This window comes from Paracoccus sp. Arc7-R13, from assembly GCF_004010775.1.
In the GTDB taxonomy this organism is placed as follows: Bacteria; Pseudomonadota; Alphaproteobacteria; order Rhodobacterales; family Rhodobacteraceae; genus Paracoccus; species Paracoccus marcusii.
Genome location: NZ_CP034810.1, coordinates 1 through 13,985, shown reverse-complemented (window position 1 = coordinate 13,985; position 13,985 = coordinate 1). Strand labels below are relative to the sequence as shown.

Annotated in this window: 13 protein-coding genes; 4 read left to right on the top strand and 9 right to left on the bottom strand. The window is 68.9% G+C overall.

Annotated elements, in window-relative coordinates:
- The first annotated feature begins 134 nt into the window (after positions 1–134).
- Positions 135–725: a TetR/AcrR family transcriptional regulator gene (locus EOJ32_RS00070; protein ID WP_164871351.1), complete on the top strand. Its 591-nt coding sequence runs from the start codon at positions 135–137 to the stop codon at positions 723–725.
- A 10-nt stretch (positions 726–735) separates the two neighbouring features.
- Here EOJ32_RS00070 and bla read toward each other — a convergent pair whose 3' ends face one another.
- Complete coding sequence (bla, locus tag EOJ32_RS00065) at positions 736–1,599, bottom strand: class A beta-lactamase (protein WP_127897288.1); 864 nt, start codon at positions 1,597–1,599, stop codon at positions 736–738.
- A 179-nt stretch (positions 1,600–1,778) separates the two neighbouring features.
- Between bla and EOJ32_RS00060 the strand changes: the two genes are divergently transcribed.
- Both EOJ32_RS00060 and EOJ32_RS00055 read left to right on the top strand, forming a co-directional pair.
- Positions 1,779–2,663, top strand: coding sequence for a LysR family transcriptional regulator (locus tag EOJ32_RS00060; RefSeq protein ID WP_127897287.1), 885 nt, complete (start codon positions 1,779–1,781; stop codon positions 2,661–2,663).
- A 51-nt stretch (positions 2,664–2,714) separates the two neighbouring features.
- Positions 2,715–3,614, top strand: a complete 900-nt coding sequence (locus EOJ32_RS00055) for a LysR family transcriptional regulator (protein WP_127897286.1) — start codon at positions 2,715–2,717, stop codon at positions 3,612–3,614.
- 6 nt (positions 3,615–3,620) lie between these two features.
- Here EOJ32_RS00055 and EOJ32_RS00050 read toward each other — a convergent pair whose 3' ends face one another.
- The 6 genes from EOJ32_RS00050 to EOJ32_RS00025 form a co-directional block, all read right to left on the bottom strand.
- Positions 3,621–5,828 carry a prolyl oligopeptidase family protein gene (locus EOJ32_RS00050; protein ID WP_240542456.1) on the bottom strand — a complete coding sequence of 736 codons (2,208 nt, stop codon included), beginning with the start codon at positions 5,826–5,828 and terminating at the stop codon, positions 3,621–3,623.
- A 79-nt stretch (positions 5,829–5,907) separates the two neighbouring features.
- Positions 5,908–6,132 (bottom strand): hypothetical protein, encoded by a 225-nt coding sequence (locus tag EOJ32_RS00045; protein WP_127897285.1) that lies wholly within the window; start codon positions 6,130–6,132, stop codon positions 5,908–5,910.
- 130 nt (positions 6,133–6,262) lie between these two features.
- A complete protein-coding gene (locus EOJ32_RS00040) occupies positions 6,263–7,603 on the bottom strand; it encodes a HAMP domain-containing sensor histidine kinase (RefSeq protein ID WP_240542555.1) in 1,341 nt (446 codons plus the stop codon).
- A complete protein-coding gene (locus tag EOJ32_RS00035) occupies positions 7,603–8,277 on the bottom strand; it encodes a response regulator transcription factor (RefSeq protein WP_127897283.1) in 675 nt (224 codons plus the stop codon). The genes EOJ32_RS00040 and EOJ32_RS00035 overlap by 1 nt, the downstream gene beginning before the upstream one ends.
- Before the next feature lie 26 nt (positions 8,278–8,303).
- Entirely contained in the window at positions 8,304–9,056 is a 753-nt protein-coding gene (map, locus tag EOJ32_RS00030; protein WP_127897282.1) for a type I methionyl aminopeptidase, read from the bottom strand.
- A 77-nt stretch (positions 9,057–9,133) separates the two neighbouring features.
- Complete coding sequence (locus EOJ32_RS00025; RefSeq protein ID WP_205963160.1) at positions 9,134–10,135, bottom strand: alpha/beta hydrolase; 1,002 nt, start codon at positions 10,133–10,135, stop codon at positions 9,134–9,136.
- Positions 10,136–10,575: 440 nt separating this feature from the next.
- Here EOJ32_RS00025 and EOJ32_RS00020 point away from each other — a divergent pair, with 440 nt between their 5' ends.
- Positions 10,576–10,818: a hypothetical protein gene (locus tag EOJ32_RS00020; protein WP_127897281.1), complete on the top strand. Its 243-nt coding sequence runs from the start codon at positions 10,576–10,578 to the stop codon at positions 10,816–10,818.
- Between the two features lie 23 nt (positions 10,819–10,841).
- Here EOJ32_RS00020 and EOJ32_RS00015 read toward each other — a convergent pair whose 3' ends face one another.
- Both EOJ32_RS00015 and EOJ32_RS00010 read right to left on the bottom strand, forming a co-directional pair.
- The gene (locus EOJ32_RS00015) at positions 10,842–11,792 is read right to left on the bottom strand and encodes an alpha/beta hydrolase (RefSeq protein ID WP_127897280.1); all 951 of its coding nucleotides are present in this window, start codon (positions 11,790–11,792) and stop codon (positions 10,842–10,844) included.
- A gap of 347 nt (positions 11,793–12,139) precedes the next feature.
- Positions 12,140–13,801 (bottom strand): pyridoxamine 5'-phosphate oxidase family protein, encoded by a 1,662-nt coding sequence (locus EOJ32_RS00010; protein ID WP_127897279.1) that lies wholly within the window; start codon positions 13,799–13,801, stop codon positions 12,140–12,142.
- Positions 13,802–13,985: the final 184 nt, after the last annotated feature.

The window sequence follows — 13,985 nt, the reverse complement described above, 5'->3', positions numbered from 1 at the left end:
GTCGAAAAGCGGCACAGGGCCGTTGCGGCCCAAGACAAGCCGGATTTTCATACGGGGCGTATGTGAATTCCTATAGACATGCGCGACGTATGTAAACACCTGTCGTGCGGACGGGAAAAGCGGAGTGGAAGATAGTGGCCAGAACCCGTGCCGAGATGACCGAGGAGACGCGCGAAAAGCTGATCGAGGCGGCGCGCCGGGCCTTTGCGCGTGACGGTTTCGCGGCGACCTCGATGGATGCGCTGACCTCGGATGTCGGGCTGACGCGGGGCGCGCTCTATCACAATTTCGGCGACAAGAAGGGGCTGCTGGCGGCGGTGGTCGATCGGATCGACGCCGAGATGGCCGCCAAGGCGCGCCGGATCGGGGCGGCGGCGGGACCGGGATGGGACGCGCTGCTGGCCGAGGGATGCGCCTATATCGAGATGGCGCTGGACCCGGAGGTGCGGCGCATTGTGCTGCTGGACGGGCCGGCCGTGCTGGGCGATCCGTCGCTCTGGCCCAGCCAGAACCGGTGCCTGGACGCGACGCGGGCGGCGGTGCAGGGGCTTTTGCCCCACGACATCCTGCGGCCGGTGGATGTCGAAGCCGCTTCGCGGCTGCTGAACGGGGCCGCCCTGAACGCGGCGCTGTGGGTCGGGACCTCTGCGGACCCGGCCCTGACGCTTCCCAAGGCGCAGCACGCCTTTCGTCTTTTGGCAGAAGGGCTGCTGCGCCAACGCTGACCGCCCGCGTTCAGCGGCTTTCGATCTCGGTCACGATGGCCTGGCCGATGCGTGCGATGGCGGCGTTTCGACTGGCCATGTCGGCCGCGTTGCCGGTCAGATAGACCGCGGCCAGCCAGGGCTCGTCCTGCGGCGTGCGGATCAGCGCGACGATCGAGCGAGAGCCATACCCGCCCGCCCCGGTCCGGTCGGCGATGGTCCAGCCCTCGGGCAGGCTGGCGCGGATCAGGTCATCGGCCACCGCATTGGCGCGCATCCAGGCCTCAAGCTGCTGCTGAGACGGCTCGGACAGGACCGGACCGAACAGCAGCCGCTCCAGCGTGGCGATCATCGCTTCGGGGGTCGAGCTGTCGCGCGGATCGCCGGGCGCGCCCTCATTCAGGTCGGTCTCCCACCGGTCGAGGCGGGTCGTCTCGTCTCCGATGGCGCGCAGATAGTCGGTAAAGCCCTCGGGGCCGCCGACGCGCTCCAACAGCAGATTGGCGGCGGTATTGTCGCTGAGCGTCAGCGTCGCCTCGCACAGATCCGCCACACTCATGGCGTCGCGCGTTTCCGTCACCGGCGAATGGGTCACAAGATCGCCGCTGGTATAGCCGATCACGCGGTCCAGCTGATCCTCGCCCGCATCGACCAGCGTCAGGATCGCCCCGCAGAGCGGCGCCTTGAAGGTCGAGGACAGGGGAAAACGCTCACCCGCGCGATAGCCCTCGCCCTCGGGGCTGCCTTGGCGGCGCAGCGCGACGCCGACGCGCCCGCCCAGCTCGGCCTCGACCGCGCGGGCGGCTTCGGGGATGGTTTCGGCGGCGGTCGGGGCGGCGGCAGAGGCCGCGACGGCGCCCAGAAAAAGGGCCGCGACAAGGGTGCTGCGGGTCATGAAGGTCTCCGTTCTGGTCGGGGGCTGCGCGTGATCGCGTCTCTGGCCCTTCCGCCCTTGGGGGCGGTTGCGATGTCTGGTGGCGGTCCCTGCGCATGGCTTCGGGGCCGCATCCGACGTATAATCCGGGCCCGGACGGGTGGCCAAACGACAAATCCTGACAGGGCGGATAAGCTGAGATGATAGACCGACCGAACCTTCCGCTGAACGGGCTGCGCGCCTTCGAGGTCGCGGCCCGGCAGGGCAGCTTCACCCGCGCCGCCATCGAGTTGCGGGTGACGCAAGCCGCCGTCAGCCAGCAGATCCAGCGGCTTGAGGAGATCCTGGGCCACCAGCTGTTCAAGCGCGCCTCGACCGGGCTGATCCTGACGGATGTCGGGGCGTCGCTGCATCCGGTGCTGACGCGCAGCCTGGACCAGATGGCCGAGGCGCTGGGGCGGTTCCAGTCCGGCCGCCACCGCGAGGTGCTGCATCTGGGCGTGGTGACGACCTTTGCGACCGGATGGCTGATCCCGCGCCTCGCGGATTTCGAGGCCGCGCATCCCGATGTCAGCCTGCGCGTCTTCACCCATAACAACCGCATCGAGATCGCCAAGGAGGGGCTGCACATGGCCGTGCGCTTTGGCGACCGCGAGGCCTGGCCCTGGCTCGAGGCCGACCCGCTGATCGCCGCGCCGCTGACGCCCCTCTGCGCGCCCGCGCTGCTGCCGCACCTGCGCCAGCCGGGCGATCTGGCCGGCCAGCGCCTGCTGCGATCCTATCGCACCGACGAATGGGAGGGTTGGTTCGACGCCGCGGGCGCCCTCTGCCCGCCGCTGGAGGGGCCGGTGCTGGACAGCTCGGTCGCGCTGGCCGAGCTTGCGGCGGCGGGGCATGGCGTAGCGCTGCTGCCCGCCGTCATGTTCGCCCGCCAGCTGCGCAAGGGGACGCTGGCCCGCCCCTTCGCCGCCGAGGTCGAGGCGGGCCGCTATTGGCTGACCTGGCCGCGCGGCCGGCCGCACAATCCCGCGATGGAAAAGCTCAGGGCCTGGATGGCCACGGCCGTCGCCGCACCGGGCGCCTGACGGACAAGAAATCGCTGCCGTCGATGGGCGGGGCAGGCTATCATCTGCCCCATGAATTTGCGATCGATCGACCTCAACCTTCTGGTGATTCTGGACGCCCTTTTGGACGAGGCGCATGTGGGTCGCGCGGCGGACCGCGTGGGGCTGTCGCAGCCTGCGGCCTCGGCCGCGCTGCAACGCTGCCGCCACCTGTTCGGAGATGCGCTGCTGGAACGGGGACGCGGCACGATGCGCTTGACCGCCAAGGCGGAATCGCTGCGCGCCCCGCTCAAGTCGGTCCTGGCGGGTATCGTGCATCTGGTCGATCCGCCCGAGGTTCCGCTGGCCCATATCCGCGCCACGATCCGCATCACGATGGCGGATTATCCCGCCGCCCTGCTGGCCGTCGGGCTGCAGGCGGGCCTTGCGCGGACGGCGCCGGGGATCGATCTGGTGATCCAGCCCTGGCGCGGCGGACACGAGGCGCGTCTGGCCCTGATCGACGGGACGAGCGACCTGGCGCTGTCGGTCTTTCCGGGCGAGGACCCCGACATCAACCGGGCCGAGATCCTGCGCGAGGATTACGTCATCGCCCTGCGCCAGGATCATCCGGCGATCGCGGGCTTCGATCTCGACCGCTGGCTGGACTGGCCGCATGTCGTCGTGTCGGGCCGCGCCGAGACGCGCAGCCCGCTGGACGGGCAACTGGCCGAACAGGGCCGCATCCGCCGGGTGGGGATGGTGGTTCCGGGTTTCGCGATCGTGCCGGACCTGCTGCGCCAGTCCGACCTGATCGCGATGCTGCCCTCGCGGGTGGCGGGGGCGGCGGGGCTGGTGACGCTGTCGCCGCCGATCCCGGTGCCGGGCTTTTCGCTGCACCTGGCCTGGCACCGGCGGCGGGACGGGGACCGTGCCCTGCGGCATGTGGCGGACCTGCTGGCCGCCTGGCGCGATCCCGCCCCGGTTCAATGATCTCGCCTAGTCCTTCGGCGTGACCTCAAGGCCCGTCCAATGGGCCGCAAAGGCCCATTGCTCGGCCATCTGCGCGATCTGCATGGCCAGGGGCGTGCCCTGCCCGTGACCGGCCCCCTGCGCCACCCGCAACAGATGCGGCCGCGCGCCGATATCGGCCGCTTGAAGCGTCGCCGCGTATTTCAGCGAATGGGCGGGCACGACACGGTCGTCGGTATCGGCGGTGGTCACGAGGATCGCAGGATAATCCGTGCCGTCGCGGACACCGTGCAGGGGCGAATAGGCCAGAAGGGTGCGGAACTGATCCTCGACCGCGGGGCTGCCATATTCCTGGACCCACATCGCGCCGCCGGTGAAGCGGTCAAAGCGCAGCATGTCCATCACCCCCACATCGGGCAGGACGGCGGCAAACAGGTCGGGCCGCTGATTGGCGACCGCCGCGACCAGAAGCCCGCCGTTCGACAGGCCGTGGATGGCCAGCCCGTCCGGCGCGGTGATGCCTTCGGCGATCAGGTATTCGCCCGCCGCGATGAAGTCGTCGAAGACGTTCTGCTTCAGCGCGCGCCGCCCGGCATGATGCCAGGCCGCGCCATATTCTCCGCCCCCGCGGATGTTTGCCACCGCATAGACGCCGCCCTGTTCCACCCAGGCCATCGCTCCGGGCATGTAATAGGGAACCATGCTGATGCCGAACCCGCCATAGCCGGTCATCATGGTCGGGGCCGACCCGGTCACGTCGGCGCGGCGGATGACGAAGATCGGGATACGGGTCCCGTCGGCCGAGGCGTAGAAGCGCTGCTCGACGACGACATCGTCAAGCGTCACCGGCAGGTTCGGATCATGCCAAGGCGTCACGCGGTTCCGGGCCACATCCAGCCGCAGGACCGTGGGCGGAACCTCGTGGCTGGTAAAGAGGAAATAGCCATCGTCCCGGCCGGGCTCGCCCTGGAACAGGGCAATGGTCCCGGCGCCGGGCAAATCCACCGACCCGTCGGGCGTGCCGTCCAGCCGATATCGCTCCAGCACCATCCGGGCATCGACCATGTAGGCCAGCACGATCCGGTCGCCCATGATGGCCGTGCCGTGGCGCAGCACCGCGTCGGGACGCTCGGGGATCAGCTCGGCAAAGGCGGGTTCGGGATCGGCCAGGTCGATGGCCATCACCCGGCCCCGCGGCGCGCCCATCTGCGTCGAAAAGATCAGCCGCGTGCCCTCCGTGCCCAAGAGCGCCCATTGATCCTCCTGGCTTTCGACCAGGGTCAGCGGCTTTGCGCCGTCCTGCGACAGATCCGTCACGGTCACGGCGACGCCGCCTGACAGGCCCGAGCTGTAGATCACCAGAAACCGCCCGTCGCCCGAGACGGTCGCCGTATGCAGCAGCAGCGTGTCGGATGCGCCGCCATGGACCAGCCGGTCCTCGGACTGGGCCGTGCCAAGCCGGTGGAAATAGACCGCGTGACCGCCGACCGCCTCGTTGAACGAGGCGCTGTCTTCACGGGCGGGAAAGCGCGAATAGTAGAACCCCGATCCGTCGCCGGACCAGGCGATCGTCGTGAAGCGCGCCCATTCAAGACGATCGTCCAGAACCTCGCCGGTGACGGCGTCCATCACGTGGATGCTGCGCCAGTCCGAGCCGTCCTTCTGCAGCGCATAGGCCACGAAATCCCCGCCGGGCGACACGTCCCATTCGGCCAGGGCCCGCGTGCCGCCTTCTTCCTGGGCGGAGGGATCAAGCAGCACGCGTTCCGGCCCACCGGTCCCCTCGCGCAGGATCAGGCGCGGCTGGTCCTCGCCTGCACCCTGGCGCTGAAAAAAATAGCGCTCGCCGCGCCGGATGGGCGGGAAGGCGGTGTCGTGCCGGTTCAGCAGGGTCAGCCGCTGCTGAAAGATCGGCCGCGCCGGCAGCGTCTCAAGATAGGCAGACGAAACGGCATTCTGCGCGTCGATCCATTCTGTCACGGTTGTATCCGTGCGCGGGTCGGCTTCAAGCCAGCGGAATGGATCGGCGATCCAGACGCCGAACAGCGTCTCGACATCGTGTGTCCGGGGGGTCTCGGGATAGGTCAGGTGCATCTCCTCGGCCGCAGAGGCGGCGAATGTGGACAGGATCACGGCGACGGCCGCGCCGCGGAACGCGCGGATCGACCAGAACGGGGCGGACATGCCGCGCCCACCGCGCGGGCATGGCGCGCCGCCTGTCGGATGGGGGGTCATTCGGCTTCTCCTTAGACTGTATCGGGTTCGCCCCGTGGATGCGCGGCATCCGCGGGGCGGCTTTCACGGGGTGTGAGACTCAGGGGCGCGGGCCGCATTCGCGGCGGGACGGGTCGCGCTGGCAGCGCTGATCGCGGGCGCGGTCGCTCATGATCTGGGCGTTCAACGCGGTCTCGCTGACCATGTTCTGCCGATAGAGGGCCTCGGTCGAGCTTTCCTCGGACATGCACCCGGCAAGAAGTCCGGCCGCCAGCAGCGCCATGCCGATGCCGCCACGCGACCGGAGGAGAGGAGATTTTCGCATTTCAAGTGCCTTCATGTCAGTTCCGGTTCTGCGCAGACGGATCGCATCCGTCCCGCCTGCGTCCGGGAACCCTTGCGCACCGAAGGTTGCGCGAACATGGCGTCGCTGCGCCGGGCGACGGAAAAGCCGCCTAGCCGGCAATGTCCATGTCAGGAGTCTTGCCAAGGCCCAGCTCGACCCGGACGATGGTGCCGCCGCCCGGTGCCGGGTGGATCGTCACGCGGCCGTCATGCCGGGCCACGACCTCGGCCACCAGGTTCAGCCCAAGGCCGCTGCCGCCCGATTGCGGGCGCAGCCGGTAGAAGGGCTCGAACACGCGATCGCGCTGATCCGGTGGAATGCCCGGCCCGTCATCCTGCACCTCCAGCACATGGCCCGTCACGCGCAGCACGACAGTCCGCCCGCCATGGTCGATCGCGTTGCGCAGGAGGTTCATCAGCACCCGCTCCAACGCGGCCGCGTCCCCCATGCAGGGGGCTGCGGTGCCGGCCTCCACCGCGATCGTCCGGCCTCCGGCAATGGCCAAGGGCGCCAGATCCGCGACCACGCCGCGCGCTAGGGCCGCCAGATCCACCGGGGCATCGGGTCCGCCCTCGGCCATGCGCTGCAGGTCCAGAAGCTGCTCGGTCAGGATCGTCAGGCGCTGGATGTCGCCGCCAAGCGCGCACAGGGCAGGGTCGTCCGCCGCCTCGATCCGGGCCTGCAGCACGGCGATGGGTGTGCGCAATTCATGCGACGCCATCGAGATGAACCGCTGCTGGCGCGCGTGACCCTCGTCCAGCCGTCGCAAAGCCTCGTTCATTGCGCGCACGAGGGGCGCGATCTCGCGGGGGACATGCGCCTCGTTCAGGCGTCTGCCGCGGCGGGCGGGGTCGATCCGTTCGGCCTCGTCTGCGATGCGCGATATGCCGGCCAGCGCCCGCCTGACGATCAGCGGGGTGATCGCGAAGGACGTCAGCGACAGCAGCACGAGGAACGGCAAGAAGACCAAGGTCGAGGCCATAAGGACGACCATGTTCAGTTCCAACAACGGACCGTGGCCCAGGATAGTCAGCGTGCCGATCTCGGTCGTCTGGCGGCGCAGGATCGCGGTGAGTCGATAGGGCGGCGCGACGTCGCGCAGCTGCGCGACGGACAGATCCACCAGCCGCCCGCGCAGCCCGTCATAGGCCTCAGGGACAACGCCGAAGCTGACGCTGTGCCCGTCCTCGTCCTCGGCAAGGAACCACAGGCCCGGCGCTTCGGCCTGCAACGCCTCCAGTGCTTCGGTCGGGCGGACTACCAGCGCGCCTGCCTGATCGCGCTCGATCGCCGCGGCGATAACGGGGACGACCCGCTCGTCGGCATAGGGCCCGCCGCTGTCGATCCTGAGCGCGCCCGCGATCAGGATCAGGACCGAGATCAGCAGCGTCGCCAGATGGACGATCAGCGGGTAGACGATCAGAGGCCTTTTGAGCGAAGGGCCGCGCATCACGGCGCGGCGCGCAGCAGATAGCCCACGCCCCGGATGGCATGGATCTCGACCCCGGCATCCGCCTCTCGCAGGCGGCGGCGCAGGCGCGAGACATGCGAGTCCAGCGTGTTCGACTGGATCTCGTCGTCAAAGCCGAAGACAGCCTGCTCCAGCGTCTCGCGCATGACGGTGCGCCCCCGGCGCCGCATCAGGGCGGCCAGCACGCGCAGCTCGCGGCGGGGCAGCGTCAGGGGCTGGCCGCCGATCTCGGCCTGATCGTTGACGGGATCAAAGATTACCCGCCCCGCGCCGATCCGTTCGTCGCGCACCTGCGCCGGGCGGCGGCGCACGGCGCGGATCCGCGCCAGCATCTCGTCGAGCGCGAAAGGTTTCACGAGGTAGTCGTCCGCGCCGTGATCCAAGCCGCTCACGCGGTCCGCGACCTCGCCGCGTGCGCTGAGGATGATGACATGGATGCCGGGGCTTCTCTCGCGCAGCCCTGCCAGCAGCGACAGCCCGTCCCCGTCGGGCAGGGTCCGGTCCAGCAGCGCCAGATCGTATTCGACCAAGGCGGCGGCTTCGCGCGCGTCGGTGAGGCAATCGAGATGATCGACCACGTAGCGTTCGCGTTCCAGGACCCGGGCCAGCATCTCGGCCAGCCCGGCCTCGTCCTCGACAAGCATGATGCGCATGGGGCCTCCGGGTCGTTCGGGCAGCCTCAGCCCGGCAGGGTCAGGATGACGGGGCCGCGTTTCGTGGCGACGACCGTGTGTTCATATTGCACAACCGGCGCGGGCGGGCTGGCAAGCAGCGTCCAGTCGTCGCGGCCGCCCTCGACCGCCCAGGAACCACCGCGGGACAGGAACGGCTCGACCGTCAGGACCAGCCCGTCATGCATCTTGCGTTTGTCGCGACGGTTGGGCCAGGTGGCGATCTCGGTCGGGGCTTCGTGCAGGGCGCGACCAATCCCATGACTGGCAAGATTGCGGATCAGCGTATAGCCGCGCCTGGCTGCAAAGGCGCCCACGGCATTGCCGATCCCGGCCAGCGGCTTGCCATGGCCGACTTTCGCGATGCCGATCTGCATCGCACGCCGCCCGTCTTGGCAGAGCCGTTGCAGTTCGGGCGCGACGGCGCCAAGCGCGAAGCTTGCCCCCGTATCGGCGAAATAGCCGTGTAGCGAGGCCGAGACGTCGATGTTGACCAGATCGCCCTCGCGCAGTCTGCGCGGGCCGGGGACGCCGTGGGCGATCTCCTCGTTTACGCTGATGCAGGTCGTGCCGGGAAAGTCGTAGGTGGCCCGCGGCGCAGAGACCGCCCCTTCGCGCTCCAGCAGCTCGTGGCCGATCTCGTCCAGCTCCTGCGTGGTCATGCCTGGCTCCATCGCGGTGGCCATGGCCTGCATCGTGTTCGCCACGACGCGACCGATCCTGCGCAGCGCGTCCAGTTCGTCCTGATGCGTGATGGTCATTGGCAATCCTTGGGGTTGGGGCCTGTGAGGCTGTGCCGGGGCGGTGCGGGGCGGTGCGGGACGGGGCGAGGCCGCGCTCATCCCGCGCGCCCCAGTCTGCAGGAAACGAAACTGGCGATCTCGCGCGACAGCGCCCGATCTTCGGGCGTGCCGCCGAAGCCGCCATGCGGCATCGCCTCAAAGACGTGCAGCTCGGCCTGCGCGCCCTTCTCCCGCAGCGCCCGGTGCAGGCGGACCGCGTTCGACAGCATCAGATCGCGGGTGCCGGTCTGGATGAATGTCGGCGGGAAATCCGCCGCGAAGCGCCCGAAAAGCGGCGACAGATAGGGATGGGCTAGATCGGCTCCCCCGGCGTATAGCAGGTTGGCCCGCATCAGCGAGCCGGGGAGGTTGACGTCGAGGCCGCGATTGGTGCGGAAGCTGTCGCCCGACTCGGTCAGGTCCACCTCTGGCGACAGAAGCACCAGCCCGGCGGGTGGCGACAGGCCCTCGTCCTGGGCGCGCAGCACCGTGGCCAGCGCTAGGTTGCCTCCCGCCGAGCGCCCGCCGATCACCACGCGAGTGCTGCCGACCTCCGCGACGGCACGTCGATAGGCCGCGAGGCTGTCGTCCAGCGCGGCGGGGAAGGGGTGCTCGGGCGGCATCCGGTAATCGACCCCGTGACAGTAGAGGCCGTGCTGGACGGCCGCGGCGCCCGCCGCCGCGCGACAGGCCTCGCCCCCGCCGAATACGAAGGCGCCGCCGTGCAGGTCGAGATAGACCGCGTCGGGATGGACGAGGTTGGCGGGCCGCGCGACATGGACCGTGGCGCGGTCGACGCTGATCGTCGTGATTTCGGCCTTGCCGGCTTCCTGCGTCGGCAGGGCCTTGCGATAGGCCACGTCCACCTGCACGCGAAGGGCGCGCCAGGCATCATAATCGGCTGGATCGGGCAGGGCCTGCGCCGCATTGGCCTGCACGCCACCAATCACGGCCGCCTGCAGTCGCGCCTGCGCTTCGACGCTGAGCGAAGCCGGCACTGGAATGACGCGCGCGTCCATCCGGATCCCATCCGCAGGCCGGTCGGTCGATGAGGTCACTGACTGCTCCTTTGGCCTGGGTTCGATGATTGCCGATCTTGAAGAGCCTTGCGCGGTCGCCAGAGGGTCATCAGGCTCGACCAAGGAAACGCTTTTATGGTGCGCAGAAAGCCCAACCAAGCCAGAAAATGCATGGGGGCGCATAAGCCTGCCTTATGCCGGACGATCCTGCCGATGGGCCAGATTTTTCCGGCCAGCGTCATGCTGGTGCAATCTTGCGAGGTCACGAGCCTTTCGACATCCGCCCGGTCCGACCGGCTCAAATATGAAAATGGCTTGCTTATCATGATCATGCAAAGAACTTCATGCGGTCCTGTGGAATCGGGCCGACAATGACCACACCTCCCTTCCTTGTATTGACCATTCTGAGCGTGGGTTACTGGACCCTTGTGGCGAGTCTGGCGAAGACGCCCGAACCTTGGGACGCGGAAGACTATTGGATGCTGGCCTATCCGCTGTCCATCCTGATGGCCGCAGTGGCGGGAGCCGCCTTTGACCGGAGGGCTTGGCTTGCCGGGCTGGTGCTGACGATGGGGCAGCTTCCGGTCTTGTTGGTTCAGAGCGGGGGCGGGCCGATGATCGCGGTCGGCCTGCTGCTGCTTGTCGTGCTGGCCATTCCGGCAGCGATCGTGTCCGGCTGTTCGGGCTGGCTGGCACGCCGCTGGTGCGGCAGCCTTGGCTGATCGGCCTCGGACCCGCGCCTGGGTCAGTGCGATCCATCCGGGCCGGCGCTTGGCGTGATGCGGGTGACAAAATCCGCGACCGCCTCAACGACCTCGGGGGCGATGGGCAGGTCGGGGTCCGAATAGGTGGCGATATTCTCTGGCAATCCATCCGACGGGACGGTCTTCAGCACGTGGTTCACCTCGGGCAGGATCGCCAGCTCGGCCTGCGGCGCGGCATCGGCAAGAGTGCGGGCGTCATCCTCGGGCACCTGCACGTCGCGGCCGCCCTGCACGACAAGGACGGGCACCTGCAGATCCGCAATCAGCCGGGCTGGATCATAGCTGAAGACATCGATGAGAAACCCCTGCACCTGAAGCGAAAAGATCGGCTGCAGCGCGGCGGGCAGCGTCGAGGCATCCATCCTTTCGCCCCGCTCCAGGGACCGGAAGGCGGCCTCGGCAGCCTTGGCAAGCGGGGCATTGGCTGGATTGTCGCGGAATTGCTGGCGCATGACATCCGCGATGGGCCGTCCGGGGGCGCCGACAAGGACCAGCCCGCAGGACGCGGCAAGACGGTCCATCGCCGCTAGAGCAACCAGACCGCCCTCGCTATGGCCTAAGGGGATGACGCAGCGCGGCCCGCCGGCGCCCGGCAGCCTGTCGCGGATGTTCTCGGCCCAGGCCAGCAGGTCGTCGCCATAACCCGCGATGGTGACGTCATTGGGATCGCTGACGGCCTCGGCCGAGCCGAACATCCCGCGCTTGTCGATGCGGACCGAAGGGATGCCCCGTTCCGCCAGGGCTTGGGCCAGCAGCGCATAAGGTGCGGCGGTGACGCCAAGCGGCGAATTGCCATCGCGGTCGGTCGGCCCCGATCCGGGCACGATCAGCAGAACCGGCATTTCATCGGCCAGCCCGGCATCGGGCAGGGTCATCGTTCCGGCCAGCGCGCCGTGCGGGCCGGGGGCGGTGATTTCGGACTCGACGATCAAGGACTCTCCTCCAACGGCTTGCGTGACCTTGAGGCACAGGATGAGAGCTGCGCCGCACAGCAGGCTTGGCACCCTGTCGGCGGATGCGGCCCGCAGGGCGGCCCCCAAGGAAGACGGGTGCAACGACGCCGGATGCGCCCCGCTGGCACCAATTTTGTTCATCATTGACGGCTCCCCGATCACAAGCCCATCTCTGCCCGATCCAGGCACAGGATCCGGCGGGGCGCGGCGGTCTCGCGGCTCACGCCTGGCAGGCCCTGCATCACGAGGGCCGTTGCGCTCCCCTGATGAACGATTGTTGTTCAAGGGGAAGCAACTCACCTTTGCATGATCGGCGGGATCCCGCGTCAGGGCGCCGCTGTCGAGGTTGCGCCATCAACGGCGGGTGCGGAGGGGCCGAAGGTTTCGGCATGGATGCGGTCGGCGTGGATGCCGTGTTCCTCGAGCCCGGCCCGGATCTCGGCCATGAACCGCGTCGGGCCGCAGAGCATGAAATCGGCCTCGGCCGCCGAGGGCAATGCCGCCAGCTCGGCTGCCCCGACCCGCCCGGTCCGGTCGAAGGCGCCGAGATCGTCGCTTTCGGTCGGCGCCGTGTAATGGATCTGGCGGGTGGCGCGGTCGCTCTGGTCCAGCAGATGCTGCAGTTCGGCGGCAAAGGCGTGGTCGCGGCCGTTCCGTGCGACATGGACGACATGCACGAGCCGGGAAGGCTGGGTGCTGATCGCCGCATGCAGCATGGACAGCATCGGCGTGATCCCGACCCCGGCGCTGACAAGAACCAGCGGATGATCGTCAGGGGGCAGGGTGAAATCGCCCTGCGGCGGGCGGGCGTCGATCTCGTCTCCGATGCCGATCCGGTCGTGCAGGAAACGCGAGGCGATGCCATGGGCCTCGCGCTTTACGCTGATGCGCCAGGTCGGGGCCGTGGGGCTTCCCGACAGGGAATAGCTGCGCTCGACCGCCGCCGCATGGCCCGGGATCTTCAGCCGCACGGGCAGGTGCTGCCCCGCCTCGAAGCCGCCGGGAACGGGTCCCTCGGCCGGGGCCAGATGGAACGAGGTGATGCCCGTGCTTTCGCGAACCTTGTCGACGACCTTCAGCCGCAGCCAGCTGTCGGCGGGCCGCCAGCGGAGCGACAGGGCGCCGGGGCGGTCGACCACGCTGTCGACGGCGACGTGGATCATGCGCCGCGCGGCCGGATCATGGCTGTTCTGCGGGGTCCAGTCGATCCGGGCCAGCCCGCCGACATGCAGCAGCCCGCCCGTGGTGAAATCGACGAACAGTAGCCCCAGACGGGGGTTCAGCAGCAGGTTGCCCAAGGTGTTGAAAAAGTTGTTGCCGGAATAATCCGGGATCAGCAGCGAGCCGTCATCCTGAACCTTGACGAAGCCCGGCGCGCCGCCGCGATGCGAGGCGTCAAATCCCCCCGCCCCGGACGCGCGGTCGGGTCCGGCAAGCCCCGAGCCGATGAACAGCGTATCCGCCACAGCGATCCGCCGGGCCTGTTCGGCATCGAGCCGCTTTGCGATGCGCGGCGCCGGGGCCACGCTGTGTGTCACGCGGGACCAGTCGCGGGAATGGATGTATTGCGGGCAATTGCCGAAGCTCTGCTCGACCTGAAGGGCGTAGCCCCCCGCAGCCGGTGTCAGTGTTCCGTTCAGCCGGTTGCGGCGGCGGCTGGCCAGGTCGATCCCCAGCAGCCCGACCGGCCCGCCCTTGGCAAGCCCGGCGGCCAGCGGGTCGCCCTCGGGCAGCCTGGATGCGATGGTCAGGCGGGCCGGGTCGGGCGACGAGACGAACCCGCCCGGCCCCTCGAGGATCGAGACCCAGACCCGCCCGTCCATCCCCGCGCCCGAGACGACCAGAAAGGGCAGATCGGCGAAGAACGCCCGGTGCTGGTCGGGCATGGCCTTGCGGATGAAGGCACTGCCGGACGCGGCGCTCTCGGTCGTGCCGGCCAGCCTCTGGGCGGCCTGCTCGCCTGCGTGAAACGGGGTGGGCCGGGTCATCGCGCGCTCACTCACGCCAGGGCGGGAGAGCGCGCCATGCCGACGAAGCCCTCAAGCGCCTCAACGCGCGCCAGCCATGCGCGGATCGCGGGATAGGCGCCAAGGCCGACCCCGCCTTCGGGGGCATGCGCGACATAGCTGTAGCCGGCGATGTCGGCCAGCGTCACGCGGTCCGCTGCCAGCC